General features: G+C 67.9%; 22 protein-coding genes. 18 read left to right on the plus strand and 4 right to left on the minus strand.

Annotation, left to right across the window (positions count from 1 at the left end; genetic code table 11):
* Window positions 1-21: 21 nt before the first annotated feature.
* From EIZ45_RS18425 to EIZ45_RS18435, 3 genes are read right to left on the minus strand one after another with little or no spacing between them, the layout of a single operon-like run.
* Window positions 22-1,185: a hypothetical protein gene (locus EIZ45_RS18425; protein WP_037816278.1), complete on the minus strand. Its 1,164-nt coding sequence runs from the start codon at window positions 1,183-1,185 to the stop codon at window positions 22-24.
* Between the two features lie 14 nt (window positions 1,186-1,199).
* On the minus strand, window positions 1,200-1,535 hold the full coding sequence (locus EIZ45_RS18430) for a hypothetical protein (RefSeq protein ID WP_043827665.1): 336 nt from the start codon (window positions 1,533-1,535) through the stop codon (window positions 1,200-1,202).
* Window positions 1,532-2,113, minus strand: coding sequence for a YbaB/EbfC family nucleoid-associated protein (locus tag EIZ45_RS18435; protein WP_043827664.1), 582 nt, complete (start codon window positions 2,111-2,113; stop codon window positions 1,532-1,534). The genes EIZ45_RS18430 and EIZ45_RS18435 overlap by 4 nt, the downstream gene beginning before the upstream one ends.
* 620 nt (window positions 2,114-2,733) lie before the next feature.
* Between EIZ45_RS18435 and EIZ45_RS18445 the strand changes: the two genes are divergently transcribed.
* From EIZ45_RS18445 to EIZ45_RS18465, 5 genes are all read left to right on the plus strand, one after another.
* Window positions 2,734-4,596: a selenium-binding family protein gene (locus tag EIZ45_RS18445; RefSeq protein ID WP_238608644.1), complete on the plus strand. Its 1,863-nt coding sequence runs from the start codon at window positions 2,734-2,736 to the stop codon at window positions 4,594-4,596.
* A gap of 60 nt (window positions 4,597-4,656) precedes the next feature.
* Window positions 4,657-6,417 (plus strand): hypothetical protein, encoded by a 1,761-nt coding sequence (locus EIZ45_RS18450; protein ID WP_134663740.1) that lies wholly within the window; start codon window positions 4,657-4,659, stop codon window positions 6,415-6,417.
* Between the two features lie 40 nt (window positions 6,418-6,457).
* Entirely contained in the window at window positions 6,458-6,847 is a 390-nt protein-coding gene (locus tag EIZ45_RS18455; protein WP_134663741.1) for a hypothetical protein, read from the plus strand.
* An 18-nt stretch (window positions 6,848-6,865) separates the two neighbouring features.
* A complete protein-coding gene (locus tag EIZ45_RS18460; RefSeq protein WP_037816273.1) occupies window positions 6,866-7,099 on the plus strand; it encodes a hypothetical protein in 234 nt (77 codons plus the stop codon).
* 65 nt (window positions 7,100-7,164) lie between these two features.
* A complete protein-coding gene (locus tag EIZ45_RS18465) occupies window positions 7,165-7,650 on the plus strand; it encodes an MmpS family transport accessory protein (protein WP_134663742.1) in 486 nt (161 codons plus the stop codon).
* Here EIZ45_RS18465 and EIZ45_RS18470 read toward each other — a convergent pair.
* On the minus strand, window positions 7,643-8,131 hold the full coding sequence (locus EIZ45_RS18470) for a GNAT family N-acetyltransferase (protein ID WP_134663743.1): 489 nt from the start codon (window positions 8,129-8,131) through the stop codon (window positions 7,643-7,645). The genes EIZ45_RS18465 and EIZ45_RS18470 overlap by 8 nt on opposite strands.
* A 74-nt stretch (window positions 8,132-8,205) precedes the next feature.
* Here EIZ45_RS18470 and EIZ45_RS18475 point away from each other — a divergent pair, with 74 nt between their 5' ends.
* The 13 genes from EIZ45_RS18475 to rpsC all read left to right on the plus strand — a co-directional run.
* Window positions 8,206-8,358 carry a hypothetical protein gene (locus EIZ45_RS18475; protein WP_101436018.1) on the plus strand — a complete coding sequence of 51 codons (153 nt, stop codon included), beginning with the start codon at window positions 8,206-8,208 and terminating at the stop codon, window positions 8,356-8,358.
* Window positions 8,359-9,160: 802 nt separating this feature from the next.
* On the plus strand, window positions 9,161-9,535 hold the full coding sequence (gene rpsL / locus EIZ45_RS18480) for a 30S ribosomal protein S12 (RefSeq protein ID WP_003102113.1): 375 nt from the start codon (window positions 9,161-9,163) through the stop codon (window positions 9,533-9,535).
* Entirely contained in the window at window positions 9,535-10,005 is a 471-nt protein-coding gene (gene rpsG, locus EIZ45_RS18485; protein ID WP_007031033.1) for a 30S ribosomal protein S7, read from the plus strand. Before rpsL ends, rpsG begins: the two co-directional genes overlap by 1 nt.
* A gap of 63 nt (window positions 10,006-10,068) precedes the next feature.
* The gene (gene fusA / locus EIZ45_RS18490) at window positions 10,069-12,168 is read left to right on the plus strand and encodes an elongation factor G (protein WP_037816271.1); all 2,100 of its coding nucleotides are present in this window, start codon (window positions 10,069-10,071) and stop codon (window positions 12,166-12,168) included.
* Window positions 12,169-12,295: 127 nt separating this feature from the next.
* A complete protein-coding gene (tuf, locus tag EIZ45_RS18495) occupies window positions 12,296-13,489 on the plus strand; it encodes an elongation factor Tu (protein ID WP_037816270.1) in 1,194 nt (397 codons plus the stop codon).
* A 401-nt stretch (window positions 13,490-13,890) separates the two neighbouring features.
* Complete coding sequence (gene rpsJ / locus EIZ45_RS18500) at window positions 13,891-14,196, plus strand: 30S ribosomal protein S10 (RefSeq protein WP_003102098.1); 306 nt, start codon at window positions 13,891-13,893, stop codon at window positions 14,194-14,196.
* A gap of 30 nt (window positions 14,197-14,226) precedes the next feature.
* Window positions 14,227-14,877 (plus strand): 50S ribosomal protein L3, encoded by a 651-nt coding sequence (gene rplC, locus EIZ45_RS18505; RefSeq protein ID WP_037816269.1) that lies wholly within the window; start codon window positions 14,227-14,229, stop codon window positions 14,875-14,877.
* Window positions 14,878-14,879: 2 nt separating this feature from the next.
* Window positions 14,880-15,569, plus strand: a complete 690-nt coding sequence (gene rplD / locus EIZ45_RS18510; protein WP_037816268.1) for a 50S ribosomal protein L4 — start codon at window positions 14,880-14,882, stop codon at window positions 15,567-15,569.
* The gene (gene rplW, locus EIZ45_RS18515) at window positions 15,566-15,877 is read left to right on the plus strand and encodes a 50S ribosomal protein L23 (RefSeq protein ID WP_009072304.1); all 312 of its coding nucleotides are present in this window, start codon (window positions 15,566-15,568) and stop codon (window positions 15,875-15,877) included. Before rplD ends, rplW begins: the two co-directional genes overlap by 4 nt.
* A 15-nt stretch (window positions 15,878-15,892) precedes the next feature.
* Window positions 15,893-16,726 carry a 50S ribosomal protein L2 gene (gene rplB, locus EIZ45_RS18520; RefSeq protein WP_037816266.1) on the plus strand — a complete coding sequence of 278 codons (834 nt, stop codon included), beginning with the start codon at window positions 15,893-15,895 and terminating at the stop codon, window positions 16,724-16,726.
* An 18-nt stretch (window positions 16,727-16,744) separates the two neighbouring features.
* Window positions 16,745-17,026 (plus strand): 30S ribosomal protein S19, encoded by a 282-nt coding sequence (gene rpsS / locus EIZ45_RS18525; RefSeq protein WP_003102083.1) that lies wholly within the window; start codon window positions 16,745-16,747, stop codon window positions 17,024-17,026.
* 28 nt (window positions 17,027-17,054) lie between these two features.
* Window positions 17,055-17,468 (plus strand): 50S ribosomal protein L22, encoded by a 414-nt coding sequence (gene rplV, locus EIZ45_RS18530; RefSeq protein WP_037816265.1) that lies wholly within the window; start codon window positions 17,055-17,057, stop codon window positions 17,466-17,468.
* On the plus strand, window positions 17,468-18,160 hold a 693-nt coding region (gene rpsC, locus EIZ45_RS18535; protein WP_134736059.1), incomplete at its 3' end, for a 30S ribosomal protein S3. The genes rplV and rpsC, both read left to right, overlap by 1 nt.

Genomic DNA, 18,160 nt, shown 5'->3' on the forward strand with positions numbered 1-18,160 from the left:
CGGCGATTTCAGCCCCGCCGGTCAGATGTCGAGGTCGTCCTTCGTTTCTTCGACGCTCTGGCCGTTGCCGGGATGATCTTGCTTCAGGTTCGTGATCGCCTTGTCGGTCGCCTTGTACGCGGACTTGGTGGTGTAGGCCGAGCCCTTCGACAAGTCGCCAGGGGCGATGCCGGTGGTCGCCTTGACTGTCTCGTCGAAAACCTTGCGCGGAACGCTGGTGAAAACGTCCTTCGCCGCTTGGCTGTATGCGGCGCCCTGAGCGTTCAGGCCCTTGGCGAAGGCGCCGGTGATCGCCTTCTCCTGGCCGGGGGTCATGCCGACCTTGCCCGCCTTGGTGAGCTTCGAGCCCTGCTTGACCAGGTCGTCGCTCCACTTCATGAGGAAGCCCATGAATTTGTCGAGCAGCTTGCCGAGCTTGCCGAGGTGTTTGGTGATCTTGCCGAGCGCGCTCGCCGCCTTCGCGACGGACGCGGCCATCGCACCCGCGACCGATGAGCCGAAGCTCACGATCGACGCCGCCAGCGCGGGCAGCCAGATGTAGATGAGCCAGCTGACCAGTTCCGAGATGATCGCCTTGACGACCTCCTCGATGACGGTCATGACCATCGACCACATCTTCAGGGTGTCGGACACCGACCCCGCGGCCGAGCCGATGCCGTTGATGCCCTGGGCGAACTCGGCCAGAGCCTTCTTGGCTGCCTCGCCGCCTTCGCCTTCCCAGTCCTTGAGGGCCTCGTCTCCGGTCTTGACGAAATCGTCGGCCAGCTTGACGAAACCCGTGCCGATCGACACGAAGTCCCCTGCCGCCTTCTCCAGCGCGGGCCCGTCGCCGGTCACGAAGTGCAGCGCGTCGTTGAGCGGCTGGATCAGGTCCAGCAGCATGTTCAGGCCGTTGCTGACCAGCCAGCCCACCGGGTCGAGCGCGAAGCTCGCCATGTCCATCGTCGCCCCGGCGACGAAACCCGCTCCGTCCTGCAGCAACTGGCCACTCGCAGCGGCGACGTCACCGACACTGTCTGCTTTGGAGAACTTGTCGTAGGCGTTGGAGATGGTGCTGACGCCTTTGCCGACGACGGGCGTGTGCGTCGTCGCCTCCTTGGCCACGTGCAGGCCGTGCTGAAACCCGTTTTCGCCGCGGTGGTCGTCGTGGAGCTTCACCCCGTCGGCGATGCTGTCCTGTCCCATGGTTTCCCCCCTGCTCAGCGCGGCCCGTCGATCTTCGTCTCGAATTTGCCGAACGTCATGACAGTGTCTTGTTCGTGGCCGTCGTAGATCTCGGCGGCCTTGCTGACCTTGCCTTGGAAGGATTCGACGCCGCTCTTGAGAAGTTCGAGCAGCTCTTTGAGGTCGTCGAGTTTGCCGGTGTAGGTCTGCTTGACCGCCAGCCCGATCAGTCCCCAGGACTTGTCCGTCACGTCGGCGTGGTTGATGAGGTCGCCGAACTTCCCGGCCTCGCCTTTGTACCGGTCGAGCCCCGTGGAGTACTTGGTCAGGGCCGCGGTGTCGACCTTGTGACCGCCGTTCGTCGGGCTCATCGGTGGTCCTCCTCGTCGTTGAACAAGTTCTTGAGGAACTGGTCGCCCGCCGATGCCGAAGGCGGCGCCGGCGGAGGCGCCTGGGGCGTCCGGCGGTCGTCGCGAAGCAGGTCGTTGTTCGCGAAGTCCTCGTCGTCCCTGACCGGTGCGGCCTGCTGCGGCTGCTCCTCCGGCAGGTTGGACTCCAGTTCTTCGACGGTGGTTCCCAAACCAGCGGCCTGTGCCTCGAGGACCTGGTCGGAGACGTTCAGCCCGAAGGCCGTGCCCACGTGCTCGTCGACGATGCCCGCCTGCTTGCGGGCGGATTCGGCGACCGCCTTGTGCAGGGTCGCCAGGATCGAGGTCGCCAGCTGGTCCGGTTGCTGCCGGAGCGCGTCCGGGGTGAGCCGGAGGTCTTTGATCGATCCGCTCGGACCCGCGACAACGGTGACCGCCCGGTCCGGCGACGTCACTTCGGCCTCGAGTGCGGTGAGCTCCTCCTGCATGTCGCCGACTTTCGCGAACTGCGCTTCGGCTTGCTTGAGCTTGGCCTGGAACTTGTCGAACTCCGCGACGAGCCGGTCCATCTCTGCCGACACCGACAGTCACCCCTTTCCCCTGATCCCTCACGTGATGTGCGGATTATGCCGCTTCTGTCAGGTTCGCGCCGTAGGGTCAGGGAATCCAGGGTGGGTGATTCACCGCAGGCAAGCGGGTGAGTTCCCGGGATTCGATCACGAAAAGGTAACGAACATATCGGGCGAACAGCCCCACCTCGGACGCCGAAGCGCCGAACATACTTTGGGCCGAACGGAGCATCGCAGGTCAGCGCCGCCGCTCCAGCCGGATGTCAGGGCGAGGGGCGGGCAAGTCGGCCCAGTTCGTGGGATATTCACCCCTTCGGTCGACGTTCCCACGATTGATCACCGCATTGACAGTGCGTGCGGTTCGCCAGAGTATTTCGCGCATGTCCATTCCGGTTGCCCTCGTGTGGCGCCTGCACGTTGATCTGCGTCAGCAGGCCAGCGCGCTGTGTAGGAATTCCTGACCTTTTCTTCCGGCCGCGTTCGGCTGGCTGATTTCTCTTGCCCCGCAACGGGTTTCTGTGGCCCGAGGGGATAACCGCTTTTCCCGTTCCGGGTGGGTTTCATGCTGCCCGGAGAACGGGGAAAGAAGTGCCTTCGCGGGCGCTTCACGGGAACACGAACAGGGAGACACAATGCGATTCAGCTCCTCCTCGGGCGCCCCGCCCCGATGGCGGAAAGCGCTGACCGTCGCGGGCGCGGTCGCGCTCGCGATCGGTGCGGTGACCTACACCGGGTCCAGCACCAGCGCCTACGCCGACGTCCAAGTGGTCACCGACGCCAAAACCGCGTCCGACGGCAAGCAGTACTGGGTGCAGAACCACCTGGTGAGCAAGGACCTTGCCGCGCAAGCGCGTTCCGCGGACGGCACGCCGAAGAAGTGGCTGCTGGTCTGGGCCGGCGACGAGAACATCGCCGATACCGCGGTGAAAGACGTCAAAAACCTGCCGGGATCGCTCGGCGGCGGTCTCGGCAAAGTCAAGAATGCCTTGCCCGGTCCCGATTTCCTCGCGGTGATCGACGCGACGCAGGGCTCGCCGACGTACGGCAAGGTGGTGAACACCGCGACCGTCGGGCCGCTTGTCGAGAACGAGCCGCACCACATGCAGTACGTGTGGCACAAGGGCGACACGATCTACGCCGGTGCGTTGTTCGCCGCGGCGACGTACGCGTTCGACGTCAGTGCGTTGCCGCAGCTGAAGCTCAAGGGCATCAGCCTGCCGACGCAGACGCTCGGCGGTTCCGTGCCCGACGCGTACTGGGTGTTGAAGGACGGCACCGCGTACGGCACGTACATGGGCGGGCCGGTCGTGCCCGGTCCGTACGCGTACCAGGACGGTTCCACGCAGATCGGCAACGGTTTCGCCGGCAGTCCGGGGGAGGTTGTGCACTTCGACCAGAACGCGCAGGTGCTGTCGCAGAATCCGGCGGCGACCCCGCAGGGCGACAACGCGAAGCTGTGCGACAACCTGCCGCAGCTGGGCAAACCGTCCTGCGCGAACCCGCACGGCGTGCAGGCGCGCGAGGACCTCAACACCCTCGTCACCAGTGACTACGCCGAACCGCGCAACATCATTCTCGACCCGGTGAAGCAGCCGTCGCCGTATCTGCGCCGTCCGACGATCCGCACCTGGGACATCTCCGACCGCAACCACCCGAAGCTGAAAGCGGTGTCCTACCTGCAAGACGGCCCGCGGGCGAATCCGGCGGACCCGCTGCACTCGGAAAGCCGCGCGGTCATGGAGACCACGGTGACGAACCTGCCCGGCCACAAGGGTGCGTTCGCCGAGACGATGCAGGGCGGCGCGATCTTCTACACGCCGGACATCACCGCGAAGGACCCGCACTGGATCGAGGTGTTCGACGACGGCACCGCGGGCAAGCCGATCTACTCGCAGAACGACTCCAACGGGGCCAGCTCCAACGGCGGCTGGCTGCAGACCAGCCCGGACGACCGGTTCCTGTACCACGCGGTGCAGGGCAGGCAGAAGGGCGCGCTCGGCCCGGACGACCCTGGCACCACCGGCGGCGTGTACGTGCTCGACATCCAGAAGCTGGTCGCGGCGGGCGACAAGGTCGAGGACATCAAGGGCCGCGTCGACACCGTGGAGAAGGCGCAGCAGGGCGGCGGGGGAGACCTGCCGACCGTCGTCGGCTCCGCGCCGATCAACCCGGGCGTGCCCGGGGCAGGCCCGCACTGGGGCGCGTACGACAACTTCGCGCTCGGCCAGGACGGTTTCTACCACGAAACCCAGCAGCCGCAGCACATCGCGGTGTCGAACTACTTCGTCGCCCGGTCCGGTTTGGACGGTGACCACAAGGTCAACCTGCTGAACCTGTCGCCGGACGGGAAGGTCGCGGTCGACGCGAACTTCCGCGACGAGTTCACCGGCCAGGTCGGCATCAACTTCAACCGGAAGTCGTGGCCGCACGGGGACTTCGGCAACGCCAAGCCGCACTCCGAGCTGTTCGTGGTCGCCGACCAGAACGTGAAGTAACTCGTTCCCGGCGCGCGGGCGCCCGTCCGCGCGCCGGGACTCTCCCCGAAGAAGGTCTCCATGGATCACCACGTCACTCCGGCCGCCACCGGATCGTCCGGGGTGGACAGTGCCGCGCTGGTGCTGCGGCTGATACTGCTGCTGGCGACGGCATTCCTCGCCGGTACCGGGATTCTGCGTCCGCTCGTCGGACCGCTGCCGCGCAAGCTGTGGCTCACCACCGGCGCGCTGGGGGTCGGCTCGGCGGTGCTGGCCGCGGTGTCGGCGGCGACGGTCGACGTCAACCTCGTCGCGCTGATCGTGCACATCGTGCTCGCGTTGGCGGTGCCGGTGCTGCTTCGGTGGCCCTCGGCGGGCCGTTGGGCTTCGCTCGCGCTGGTCGTACTCGTGGTGTTGGAGACCTCCGTCGACGGCACGGGTATCTCCTTCGCCATCGACACTGTGTACGTCACTGCGGCTGCACTGTGGTTCGGCGTGACGCTGCTGTCGGCGTGGGTGCCGGTGGAGGAGTGGCGCTCGACGCCGTTGCGCGTCGGGCCGCTGTCGGTCAGCCTCGCCGGACTGTTGACGCTTGCGGGCGTCGTGCAGCTCGGCGTCTCCGGCGTCGCCTTCGACCGACGGCTGTACGAAACGCTCTTCGGCATCTCGCTGATCGTGGTGGTCCTGCTGCCCGCCGCGGTCACCGTCGTGTCGGCAATCTTGTTGTCCCGCAACGCTTCCATTCGCGGCTACCGCTATGGCGTCGCCGGGGTCGCACTCGGTTTCGTCGCGTGGAGTGCGCTCGCCGCGGTGCCGCAGCCAGCGCCGTTGCCGGTGCCCGGAGTACCGCTGCTGGCGGACGCGACCGTCGGCGGCGCGAGCGTGCCGGTGCTGGTCAGTCCGCAACGGCCCGGACGCAACCTCGTGCACTTCCCGGCGAGCGCGGGCACGGACCTGTCCGCCGGCGTCGAGGGCGGGACCGTGACCACCGCGGCGGCGCGCGCCGGTGCGGAAGGCAGCTGGGCCGAGGTCGACCTTCCGCCCGGACGCAGCACTCTCGTCGTGCACAAGGGCGACGCGACCACCACGGTCGACGTCGACGCGGGCACGGAGGCGGGCCCGGCGGTGTCGGACGCCGACGCGCCGGAATGCGCTGAAGCCGCACTCGGCGGTCTGGTGGCGGAGAAACGCGACGTGCTCACCAGCTGCCCGGCGGACGCGTTGTCGCCGGAGGACCGCGGTTCGCTGGTGAAGCTGGTCGAATTCCTCGCCTCGCGGAAACCGTCAGCGATCACGCTGGTCGAGGACAAGTCGCCACGTGGGGTGCAAGCCGCCCAGCTCGTCCGCGAAACCGCCGCTCGCGTCGGGCTGCCGGTACGCCCGGACGCGGCGGCGGATACCGCACTGGTGGTCGTCTCCGGCTGGAGCGACGGGTACCTCGCGATGAGTCGCGCCGCCGAGTCACAGCGGCTCAAGCCGACCCACCAGTTCGGCCTCTATCTCGCGCCGTGGCTGCTCAACGGACCCATCGTCAACACCGTGGCCAGCGCGGCCATGCCGCTGCGCTTCGACCCGCGAGACCAGCTCGCGGTGAGCTACGCGGTGGCGGTCGGCAACAGTTTCGGCGGAGAAAGCCCGTCACTGGGCGGTTTCCGGACCTGGCTCGGTCCACAGTGGACAGCGGTGAACGGCGAGGTGCAGCTGTTCGCGGCCGCGCAAGTCAACGCGATGCCGATGTACCCGAACGAACCGCACGCGCCCGGCATGCAGGCCGCGCGCGACTACGCCGGGCAGTGGATCCCCGACGGAACCATCGTCCCGATCAGCGGCGCGCTCCGCTGACCCGCAGTTCCCCGAAGTACCCGAAGAAAGGAAACCCCTGATGAAACGCACTGCCGCCCGGATCCTGCTGCCGCTCGCCGCGGCCGGGGCGTTCGCCGGATTCGGCGGGGGAGCGGCCAGCGCCGCCACCCCGGACGCGTCCGCTCCCGCCCAGCCCGCGGTCGCCGCTGGCCAGGCCGCCGCTCCGGGATCCTCCGTCGCCGGTCTCCCCGGTGGCCTGCCTTCCCTGCCTACTGGCGGCCTTCCAGCCCTGCCGACCGGCGGTCTGCCCACCCCGAGCCTCCCCGGCCTCCCGGGCGCCCCGACCGGTGGCAACCCGTCGATCTGGGTCGTCCCCGGCCTCGACGCGGGCAGCCTCCTCAGCCCCACCACTCAAGCCCCGGCGCAGCTCCTGGCGCCGGTGTTCAACCTCGTCACCGCCGTTTCCTGAGCACTGAAGGAGAAAGCCATGAAGAAGACAGTCGTCCGCGCCGCGGCAGCCACCGCGCTCGCCGGAGCCGCGGTGCTCGGCGCAGCCGCTCCCGCGCTGGCCGCCACACAGGACCAGCCCGGTGTCGTCGTGGTCGACGAGCCGGACACGTCGAACCTGAACAACATCTGGACGTTCGCGCCGCTCGGCGTGCCGGTGCTGGGCCTGATCCAGTCGCTGAACGGCGTCCCCGGCCGGATCCTGCCCGGCTGACCCCGACCCCGCCGGTGGTTCCCCTCGCCCCCGGGAACCGCCGGCGGACCCCGGAAAGAAGGACCATGGACAGACAGCTGATCGGCCGGCTCGCGATCGCCGGGATCGCGGTGGCGGCCGTCTCCGCGGCGGTAGTGATCCTCGGCGACGACACCGCGCCCGCCCCAGTCGCCGTCTCCACACCGGCCGCCGCCGTGCCGCAGCACGCCCCGGACCGCACCGTCACGCGCACCCTGGCCCCGGCGACGTCCACCGCGCCGGCCGCGCCCGCTCCGTCCAGCTGGCAGATCACCTACGAACTCACCGGCTCCGGCACCGCCACCGTCGTTTACGACGACAACGGCCTCGGCCTGGTGCACCAGGAGTTGTCCGTGCCGCTGCCCTGGCGCAAGACCCTGACCTGGCCGAAGTCCGCCGTCGCGCCGACCGTGCAGCTGATGGGCCAGTCGAGCGGCCCGGTCGAATGCCGGATCTCGGTGAACGGCGTGCTGGCGCGGTCCGCGGAAGCCGCCGACGGCGAGGTCGCCAGCTGCGCGGGACGGCTCAGCTGAGGTCTTTCGAGAACCAGTGCTCGGCGTACTTGTCGTCGTTGAACGCCTCGACCTCCGCGTAGCCCATCGACGCGTACAGCGCGCGTGCTTCGACCAGATCGTCCCGGGTGTCGAGCCGCATCCGGACCGAGCCCAGCCGCTTCGCCGCCTCTTCGGCCGCCGTGACGATCAGCTTCCCGCCGCCGTGCCCGCGGTGCTCCGGGCGCACGTACACCTTCGTCAACGCGCTCAGCCCCGGCTCGACCACGCGGATCCCGACGCAGCCGGCCGGTTTCCCGTCCCGGTAGGCCATCAGGAACGCCCCGGTCGGCGCGACGAGGCCGTCGGCGGGCTCGTCGGCCAGCGCCTCGTCCACCTCGGCGGGCGTGGCCGGACGGCCGTAATACCGCGACGCCACCTCGTCCATGTACTCGCGCAGGATCGCCGTCGCGTCGGGGTGTTCGGCCAGGATTTCGCTGATCTTCCAGTCCACGTCCCTCATCTTGGGGAGTCCGTCCACCGATTTCCCCGGCAGGTACCGTGCAGTCCGGCAGGGGAACCGAACGAGGAGGCGACATGGACGGCAGCGAGAACGTCGACCAGCCGGGGGACAAGAAGACCGGCGGCAGTCATGCCGCGCCGGAGGGGGCTGGAGTGCACCCGCTGATCGATCTGTCGCGCGACCCGAACCCGGGCAAGCCCGACCACGCGAAGCCGGACGAGGACTGACCCGCGGCTGGCCGGACGGGGACTGATCTCCGGCTCGGCCTGGACGAGGATTGACCCGGCCAGGCGAGGACGGACCCTCGGCTCGGCCCGGACGAGGACTAACCCGCGGCTCGGTCCAGGCGAGGACTGACCCGCGGCCCGGTCCGACGAGGTTTGACCCCGGCCCGGCGGGTGCACACCGCCGGGCCGGTTTTCGCGGCTCCGCCCAGCCCTGAGGCGGGCGCCGCCTCCGGTGAGGTGCTTGTCACCCCGGGCGAGGTCCATTGTGGAACACCCAGCGGCCCTTCTTGTTGCCGCTGAAGAATTTCTCTCGCGTTCTTAACGCCGCCGCGAGTTCTCGGCGCGGCGGTCGGCGAGCGATGCCCGGCGCGCGTCCATTCATTGGCCGCCCCGTCCCGGCATGCGAACCGAAGTGCGCTCTGACCGCGGGAACCCGTCCGGGAATAGCGTCGCCGAGCCCCGCGTTCTGCATCTCGGGAAGTCCCGCGCGGCACCGTCCCAAGGCCCCGATCTGGGGTTACGATGACCGGTCGGCGACCGTAGCGACCCCCCGCCCGGACCGCTCCGCGAGTGGACGGGTATCTTTGGAGACCGTGCCCGGCAGGCGTCGGGCCGCTCCGCGTGCCGTTGGGCATGAGCGGGGTGCTTTTGCACCCGGTTCACCGGCCTCGCCACGTGGGGTTCCGACGGAAAATCCCTCCGGGAAGTTACCGGTCGCGAGACCGTGACGCGGGCCGACACGCCCGACCGCGGGGACCGGTGAAGACACGAAGAAGCAAGATCACGACAGGAAGCTGGTCCATTGCCCACGATCCAGCAGCTGGTCCGCAAGGGCCGCCAGGACAAGGCTGCCAAGCAGAAGACCGCGGCCCTCAAGGGGAGCCCGCAGCGTCGTGGCGTGTGCACCCGCGTGTACACCACGACTCCCAAGAAGCCGAACTCGGCCCTGCGCAAGGTTGCTCGTGTGAAGCTGACCAGCGGTATCGAGGTCACCGCGTACATCCCGGGCGAAGGCCACAACCTGCAGGAGCACTCGATGGTGCTCGTGCGCGGTGGCCGGGTCAAGGACCTGCCGGGTGTTCGCTACAAGATCATCCGCGGTTCGCTCGACACCCAGGGTGTGAAGAACCGTAAGCAGGCGCGCAGCCGGTACGGCGCGAAGAAGGAGAAGAGCTAATGCCTCGCAAGGGTCCGGCGCCGAAGCGGCCGCTGATCTCCGACCCCGTCTACGCCTCCCCGCTGGTCACCCAGCTGGTGAACAAGGTGCTGAAGGACGGCAAGCGGTCCCTGGCCGAGCGCATTGTCTACGGCGCTCTCGAAGGCGCTCGCGAGAAGACCGGCACCGACCCGGTCGTCACGCTGAAGCGCGCGCTCGACAACGTGAAGCCCACCATCGAGGTGAAGAGCCGCCGCGTCGGTGGCGCCACCTACCAGGTGCCGATCGAGGTCAAGCCCGGCCGCTCCACCACGCTGGCGCTGCGCTGGCTGGTCTCCTTCTCGCAGGCCCGCCGCGAGAAGACGATGATCGAGCGGCTGCAGAACGAGCTGCTGGACGCGAGCAACGGCCTTGGCGCCAGCGTCAAGCGTCGCGAAGACACGCACAAGATGGCCGAGTCCAACAAGGCCTTCGCGCACTACCGCTGGTGATGACCGCCCGGCTGCCGATAGAAGCCATGCCGGGCCCCACGTTCGAGACAGGGGAACATTCTCGTGGCACGTGAAGTGCTGACCGACCTCAACAAGGTCCGCAACATCGGCATCATGGCGCACATCGACGCCGGTAAGACCACCACCACCGAGCGGATCCTGTTCTACACCGGGATCAACTACAAGCTCGGCGAAGTCCACGACGGCGCCGCCACGATGGACTGGATGGAGGAGGAGCAGAAGCGAGGCATCACCATCACCTCGGCTGCCACCACCACCTTCTGGAACGACTACCAGATCAACCTGATCGACACCCCCGGGCACGTCGACTTCACCGTCGAGGTGGAGCGCAACCTGCGGGTGCTCGACGGCGCGGTCGCCGTCTTCGACGGCAAGGAAGGCGTCGAGCCGCAGTCCGAGCAGGTCTGGCGGCAGGCGGACAAGTACGACGTCCCGCGCATCTGCTTCGTCAACAAGATGGACAAGCTGGGTGCGGACTACTACTACACCCTGCAGACCATCTCGGACCGTCTCGGCGTCCGGCCGCTGGCCATCCAGCTGCCGATCGGCGCGGAGAACGAGTTCGAGGGCGTCATCGACCTGGTCCGGATGAAGGCCCTGGTCTGGCGCGGCGAGGTGCAGAAGGGCGACGACTACTCCGTCGAGGACATCCCGGCCGAGCTGGCCGACCGCGCGGCCGAGTACCGCGAGAAGCTGATCGAGGCCGTCGCCGAGACCGACGACGCGCTGATGGAGAAGTTCCTCGAGGGCGAAGAGCTGACCCAGGACGAGATCAAGGGCGGCATCCGCAAGCTGGTCGTCACCCGCGAGGCGTTCCCGGTGCTCGCCGGCTCCGCGTTCAAGAACAAGGGCGTGCAGCCGATGCTGGACGCGGTCATCGACTACCTGCCGTCGCCGCTGGACGTGCCGCCGGTCGAGGGTCTGCTGCCCGACGGCGAGACCCCGGTCACCCGGCACGCGACGACCGAGGAGCCGTTCTCCGCGCTCGCGTTCAAGATCGCCGCGCACCCGTTCTTCGGCAAGCTGACCTACATCCGGGTCTACTCGGGCAAGGTCGCCTCCGGCGCCCAGGTCGTCAACGCGACCAAGGAGCGCAAGGAGCGCATCGGGAAGATCTTCCAGATGCACTCCAACAAGGAGAACCCGGTCGACGAGGCTCTGGCCGGCCACATCTACGCGGTCATCGGCCTGAAGGACACCACCACCGGTGACACCCTTGCCGACGCGCAGAACCCGGTCGTGCTCGAGTCCATGACCTTCCCGGACCCGGTCATCAAGGTGGCCATCGAGCCGAAGACCAAGGCCGACCAGGAGAAGCTCTCCCTGGCGATCCAGAAGCTCGCCGAGGAAGACCCCACGTTCCAGGTCAACCTGGACGAGGACACCGGTCAGACGATCATCGCGGGCATGGGCGAGCTGCACCTCGAGGTGCTGGTCAACCGCATGAAGTCCGACTACAAGGTCGAGGCGAACATCGGCAAGCCGCAGGTCGCCTACCGCGAGACCATCAAGAAGACCGTGGACAAGCTCGACTACGTCCACAAGAAGCAGACCGGTGGTTCCGGCCAGTTCGCGAAGGTCATCGTGAAGCTGGAGCCGCTCGAGCGCACCGACGGTGCTCTCTACGAGTTCGACAACAAGGTGACCGGTGGCCGCGTGCCGCGGGAGTACATCCCGTCGGTCGACGCGGGCGCCCAGGACGCGATGCAGTACGGCGTGCTGGCCGGCTACCCGCTCGTCGGGTTGAAGTTCACCTTGTTGGATGGCGCGTACCACGAGGTCGACTCTTCCGAAATGGCGTTCAAGATCGCCGGTTCCATGGCGATGAAGGAAGCCGCGAAGAAGGCAGGCCCGGTCATCCTCGAGCCGATGATGGCCGTCGAGGTCACGACTCCCGAGGACTACATGGGTGACGTGATCGGCGACCTCAACTCCCGCCGTGGCCAGATCCAGGCCATGGAGGAGCGCGCCGGTACCCGTGTCGTGAAGGCACTGGTCCCGCTGTCGGAGATGTTCGGCTACGTCGGCGACCTGCGGTCCCGTACCCAGGGCCGGGCGAACTACTCCATGGTGTTCGACTCCTACGCCGAGGTTCCCGCGAACGTCGCGAAGGAAATCATCGCGAAGGCGACGGGGGAGTAATCCCCTCCGCTCGCGGGCATTAAGGGACTCTCCTGAACGTCCGCAGCAACGACGAAGGAACATTCGCGGGGCGGCAGCCACGCTGCCCCGCGAGCACAAAGCAAATCCAGTCCAGGAGGACATTCCAGTGGCGAAGGCGAAGTTCGAGCGGAGCAAGCCGCACGTCAACATCGGCACCATCGGTCACGTCGACCACGGCAAGACCACGCTGACCGCGGCGATCACCAAGGTTCTGCACGACGCGTACCCGGAGCTGAACGAAGCCCGTGCGTTCGACCAGATCGACAACGCGCCGGAAGAGAAGCAGCGCGGTATCACGATCAACATCTCGCACGTCGAGTACCAGACCGAGAAGCGTCACTACGCGCACGTGGACGCCCCCGGTCACGCTGACTACATCAAGAACATGATCACCGGTGCCGCGCAGATGGACGGCGCGATCCTGGTGGTCGCGGCCACCGACGGCCCGATGCCGCAGACCCGCGAGCACGTGCTGCTGGCCCGCCAGGTCGGCGTGCCCTACATCGTCGTGGCGCTGAACAAGGCCGACATGGTCGACGACGAGGAGATCCTCGAGCTCGTCGAGCTGGAGGTCCGCGAGCTGCTGTCCTCGCAGGAGTTCCCGGGCGACGACGCGCCGGTCGTGCGCGTCTCCGGCCTCAAGGCCCTCGAGGGCGACCAGAAGTGGGCCGACGCCGTGCTCGAGCTGATGCACGCCGTCGACGACAACGTGCCGGACCCGGTGCGCGAGCTCGAGAAGCCCTTCCTGATGCCGATCGAGGACGTCTTCACGATCACCGGCCGCGGCACCGTCGTGACCGGTCGCGTGGAGCGCGGCCAGGTCAACGTCAACGAAGAGGTCGAGATCGTGGGTATCCGCGAGAAGTCGACCAAGACCACCGTCACCGGTGTCGAGATGTTCCGCAAGCTGCTCGACTCGGGCCAGGCGGGCGACAACGTCGGCCTCCTGCTGCGCGGCATCAAGCGCGAGGACGTCGAGCGCGGCCAGGTCGTCGTGAAGCCGGGCACCACCACCCCGCACACCGAGTTCGAGGGCCGGGTCTACATCCTGTCCAAGGACGAGGGCGGACGGCACACCCCGTTCTTCAACAACTACCGCCCGCAGTTCTACTTCCGCACCACGGACGTGACCGGCGTCGTGACCCTCCCCGAGGGCACCGAGATGGTCATGCCGGGCGACAACACGGACATCAGCGTCGTGCTGATCCAGCCGGTCGCCATGGACGAGGGTCTGCGCTTCGCCATCCGCGAGGGTGGCCGGACCGTCGGCGCGGGCCAGGTTACCAAGATCAACAAGTGACGTCGGCGCCCTGAATTCGGGTCAATACACCCCCGAGTTCAGGGCGTCAACTCACGTGTGCGACACTATTCAGGTTGCTCGTCCTGGGGCGGCCGAATCCTGATCGGTTTTCAATCGACTGGGTTCCGGCCGCCCTGGTATGAGCGGCCACGGTCCGTGGAGCTCGTCCTTCGGGTGAGGCTAGCGGGCAAGGCCAGTAGGGACGACCCCGTGTCGGCCCGCGGCCTCCTCACGTAGAGGAAGACCAGGCAAGACGACGATCCTTAGGGATCCGTCTGTGCGGCGGGCGCGACACGCCCGACCGCGTGGACCGGGGACAGGGCCGTTGAACTGCTGAAACCCGGGCTCCGGCCCAGGTTGACGAGACAAAGCGGCACGAGACGACAAGGAACGCAGCCACCATGGCGGGACAGAAGATCCGCATCCGGCTCAAGGCCTACGACCACGAGGCGATCGACACCTCGGCGCGCAAGATCGTGGAAACGGTCACGCGCACCGGCGCCCGTGTTGTCGGGCCGGTGCCGCTGCCTACCGAGAAGAACGTTTACTGCGTCATCCGCTCGCCGCACAAGTACAAGGACTCGCGCGAGCACTTCGAGATGCGCACGCACAAGCGTCTGATCGACATCCTCGACCCGACGCCGAAGACGGTCGACGCGCTCATGCGCATCGACCTCCCGGCGAGCGTCGACGTCAACATCCAGTAAGCGTTGGGCGAGCGGCGGAGATAAGAACTCATGTCTGACAGGCAAATGAAGGGCATCCTGGGCACCAAGCTCGGCATGACCCAGGTCTTCGACGAGCAGAACCGGGTCGTCCCGGTCACTGTCGTCAAGGCCGGTCCGAACGTGGTGACCCAGGTCCGGACCACCGACAAAGACGGCTACGCGGCCGTGCAGCTGGCGTTCGGCGCGGTCGACCCGCGCAAGGTGAACAAGCCGCGCACCGGCCACTTCGACAAGGCTGGCGTGACGCCGCGCCGGCACCTCGCCGAGCTGCGCACCACCGACGCCGAGACCTACGAGGTCGGCCAGGAGATCACCGCTGAGGTGTTCGAGGCAGGCACTTCGGTCGACGTGACCGGTACCAGCAAGGGCAAGGGCTACGCCGGTGTCATGAAGCGCCACGGCTTCAAGGGCCAGGGCGCGAGCCACGGTGCGCAGGCCGTGCACCGCAAGCCGGGTTCGATCGGCGGCTGCGCCACGCCGGGCCGCGTGTTCAAGGGCCTGCGCATGGCGGGCCGGATGGGTAGCGACCGGGTCACCACGCAGGGCCTGACCGTGCACGCCGTGCGCGCCGAGGACGGCCTGCTGCTGATCAAGGGCGCGGTGCCCGGTCCCAAGGGCGGCCTGCTGTTCGTGCGCAGCGCCGCGAAGGGTGGAAACTGACGATGACGAGCGTCGAGCTGAAGACTCCGGCCGGTAAAGCCGACGGCACCGTCGAGCTCCCCGGGGAGATCTTCGACGTGCAGGCCAACGTCGCGCTGATGCACCAGGTCGTGGTGGGCCAGCTGGCCGCCGCGCGCCAGGGCACGCACGACACGAAGACCCGCGGTGAGGTCTCCGGTGGCGGCAAGAAGCCGTACCGGCAGAAGGGCACCGGGCGCGCCCGCCAGGGTTCGACCCGTGCGCCGCAGTTCGCCGGCGGTGGCGTCGTGCACGGCCCCACGCCGCGCGACTACACCCAGCGCACCCCGAAGAAGATGAAGGCCGCCGCTCTGCGTGGCGCCCTCTCCGACCGGGCCCGCGCCGGCCAGCTGCACGTCGTGACGGAACTGGTCACCGGCGAGAAGCCGTCGACCAAGACCGCGAAGTCGGCGATCGCCGCCGCGACCCAGGCCAAGCGCGTTCTCGTGGTCCTGCACCGCGACGAGGAGCTCGCCTGGGTGTCCGCGCGGAACCTGCCGTACGTGCACCTGATCTGGGCTGACCAGCTCAACACCTACGACGTCCTGGTCAACGACGACGTCGTGTTCACCAAGGCCGCCTACGACGCGTTCGTGGCAGGTCCCGTCCGCGGGAAGGTCGTCAAGGCCCTCGCGCGTTCGAGCGAGGTTTCGGAAGGGAGTGACGAGAAGTGAGCTCGGTCGCCATCCCGGACCCCCGCGACATCCTGCTCGCGCCGGTGATCTCCGAGAAGTCCTATGGACTGCTCGAGGACCACAAGTACACGTTCATCGTCCGTCCGGACGCCAACAAGACCCAGATCAAGATCGCGGTCGAGAAGGTGTTCGGCGTGAAGGTCGTCAGTGTCAACACGGCCAACCGCCAGGGCAAGCGGAAGCGGACTCGTACCGGCTTCGGCAAGCGCAAGGACACCAAGCGCGCCATCGTGACTCTTTCGCCTGAGAGCAAGGCGATCGAGATCTTCGGCGGACCCACCGCGTAAAGGACTGAGCTGACAATGGGCATCCGCAAGTACAAGCCGACGACCCCGGGTCGTCGCGGTTCGAGCGTCTCGGACTTCGCCGAGATCACCCGGTCCACGCCGGAGAAGTCGCTGCTGCGTCCGCTGAGCAAGACCGGCGGCCGGAACGCTTCGGGCAAGATCACCACCCGGCACAAGGGCGGTGGCCACAAGCGCGCCTACCGCGTGATCGACTTCCGTCGTCACGACAAGGACGGCGTGCCGGCCAAGGTCGCGCACATCGAGTACGACCCCAACCGCACCGCGCGCATCGCGCTGCTGCACTACGCCGACGGCGAGAAGCGCTACATCATCGCGCCGGAGAAGCTGAAGCAGGGCGACACGGTCGAGAACGGCCCCCGCGCCGACATCAAGCCGGGCAACAACCTGCCGCTGCGCAACATCCCGGTCGGCACCGTGATCCACGCGATCGAGCTCCGCCCCGGCGGCGGCGCGAAGATGGCCCGGTCCGCCGGCGCCCGCGTGCAGCTCGTCGCCAAGGACGGTCCCTACGCCCAGCTGCGTCTCCCCTCGGGCGAGATCCGCAACGTGGACGTGCGCAACCGCGCGACCGTCGGCGAGGTCGGCAACTCGGAGCACTCGAACATCAACTGGGGCAAGGCGGGCCGCAACCGCTGGCGCGGCAAGCGCCCGACTGTCCGCGGTGTCGTGATGAACCCGGTCGACCACCCGCACGGCGGTGGTGAGGGCAAGACGTCCGGTGGTCGCCACCCGGTGAACCCGAACGGCAAGCCCGAAGGCCGCACGCGCAAGAGCAAGCCGTCCGACAAATTGATCGTCCGCCGCCGGCGCACCGGCAAGAAGCGCTGAGCAGGGAGGTAGAAGCACATGCCACGCAGCCTTAAGAAGGGCCCGTTCGTGGACGACCACCTGCTCAAGAAGGTGGACGCTCTCAACGAATCGGGCAAGAAGACCGTGATCAAGACTTGGTCGCGGCGCTCCACGATCATCCCGGACTTCCTGGGTCACACGATCGCGGTGCACGACGGCCGCAAGCACGTCCCGGTGTTCGTCACCGAGGCGATGGTGGGTCACAAGCTGGGCGAGTTCGCCCCGACGCGGACCTTCAAGGGCCACATCAAGGACGACCGCAAGTCGCGCCGCCGCTGAGCGGGCCAGAGAAAGTTAAGGGAAGCAGATGAACGCCCAGTCAAACGCCACGGCCGCAGCCGAAGAGCTGCCTACGGCCGTCGCGCGGGCTCGTTTCGTCCGGGACGCCCCGATGAAGGTGCGCCGGGTGATCGAGCTCGTCAAGGGTCGTAGCGTCAGCGAGGCCTTGGCCGTGCTCCGGTTCGCGCCGCAGGCGGCCAGCACGCCGCTCGCGAAGGTCATCGCCAGCGCGGCGGCCAACGCCGAGAACAACCTCCAGCTGGACCCGGAGACGCTCTGGATCAAGTCCGCGACCGCCGACGAGGGCCCGACCCTCAAGCGCATCCGTCCGCGTGCCCAGGGCCGTGCGTACCGGATCCGCAAGCGCACCAGCCACATCACCGTGGTGGTCGAGTCGCGGCCTGCGGAGAAGAAGAGCAACAAGAAGGCAGGTGGCCGGTAGTGGGCCAGAAGATCAACCCGCACGGCTTCCGCCTGGGTATCACCACTGACTGGAAGTCGCGCTGGTACGCCGACAAGCAGTACGCGGAGTACGTGGCCGAGGACGTCAAGATCCGCAAGCTGCTCTCCACCGGCATGGAGCGCGCCGGCATCTCCAAGGTCGAGATCGAGCGCACCCGTGACCGCGTCCGCGTCGACATCCACACCGCCCGGCCGGGCATCGTCATCGGCCGCCGCGGCGCGGAGGCCGACCGGATCCGCGGCGCGCTGGAGAAGCTGACCAAGAAGCAGGTCCAGCTGAACATCCTCGAGGTGAAGAACCCCGAGGCCGACGCGCAGCTGGTCGCGCAGGGTGTCGCGGAGCAGCTGAGCAACCGCGTGGCGTTCCGCCGCGCGATGCGCAAGGCGATCCAGACCTCCATGCGCTCGCCGCAGGTCAAGGGCATCCGCGTGCAGTGCGGCGGTCGTCTCGGCGGCGCCGAGATGTCCCGTTCCGAGCACTACCGCGACGGCCGGGTCCCGCTGCACACGCTGCGCGCTGACATCGACTACGGCTTCTTCGAGGCCAAGACGACGTTCGGCCGCATCGGCGTGAAGGTGTGGATCTACAAGGGCGAGCTGGTCGGCGGCCTGAAGGCGCGCGCCGAGCGCGACGCCGCCGCGTCGGCCGCGGACCGCGCGCCGCGCCGCGAC

This window comes from Amycolatopsis sp. CFH S0740, assembly GCF_004522315.1.
GTDB lineage: Bacteria > Actinomycetota > Actinomycetes > Mycobacteriales > Pseudonocardiaceae > Amycolatopsis > Amycolatopsis nivea.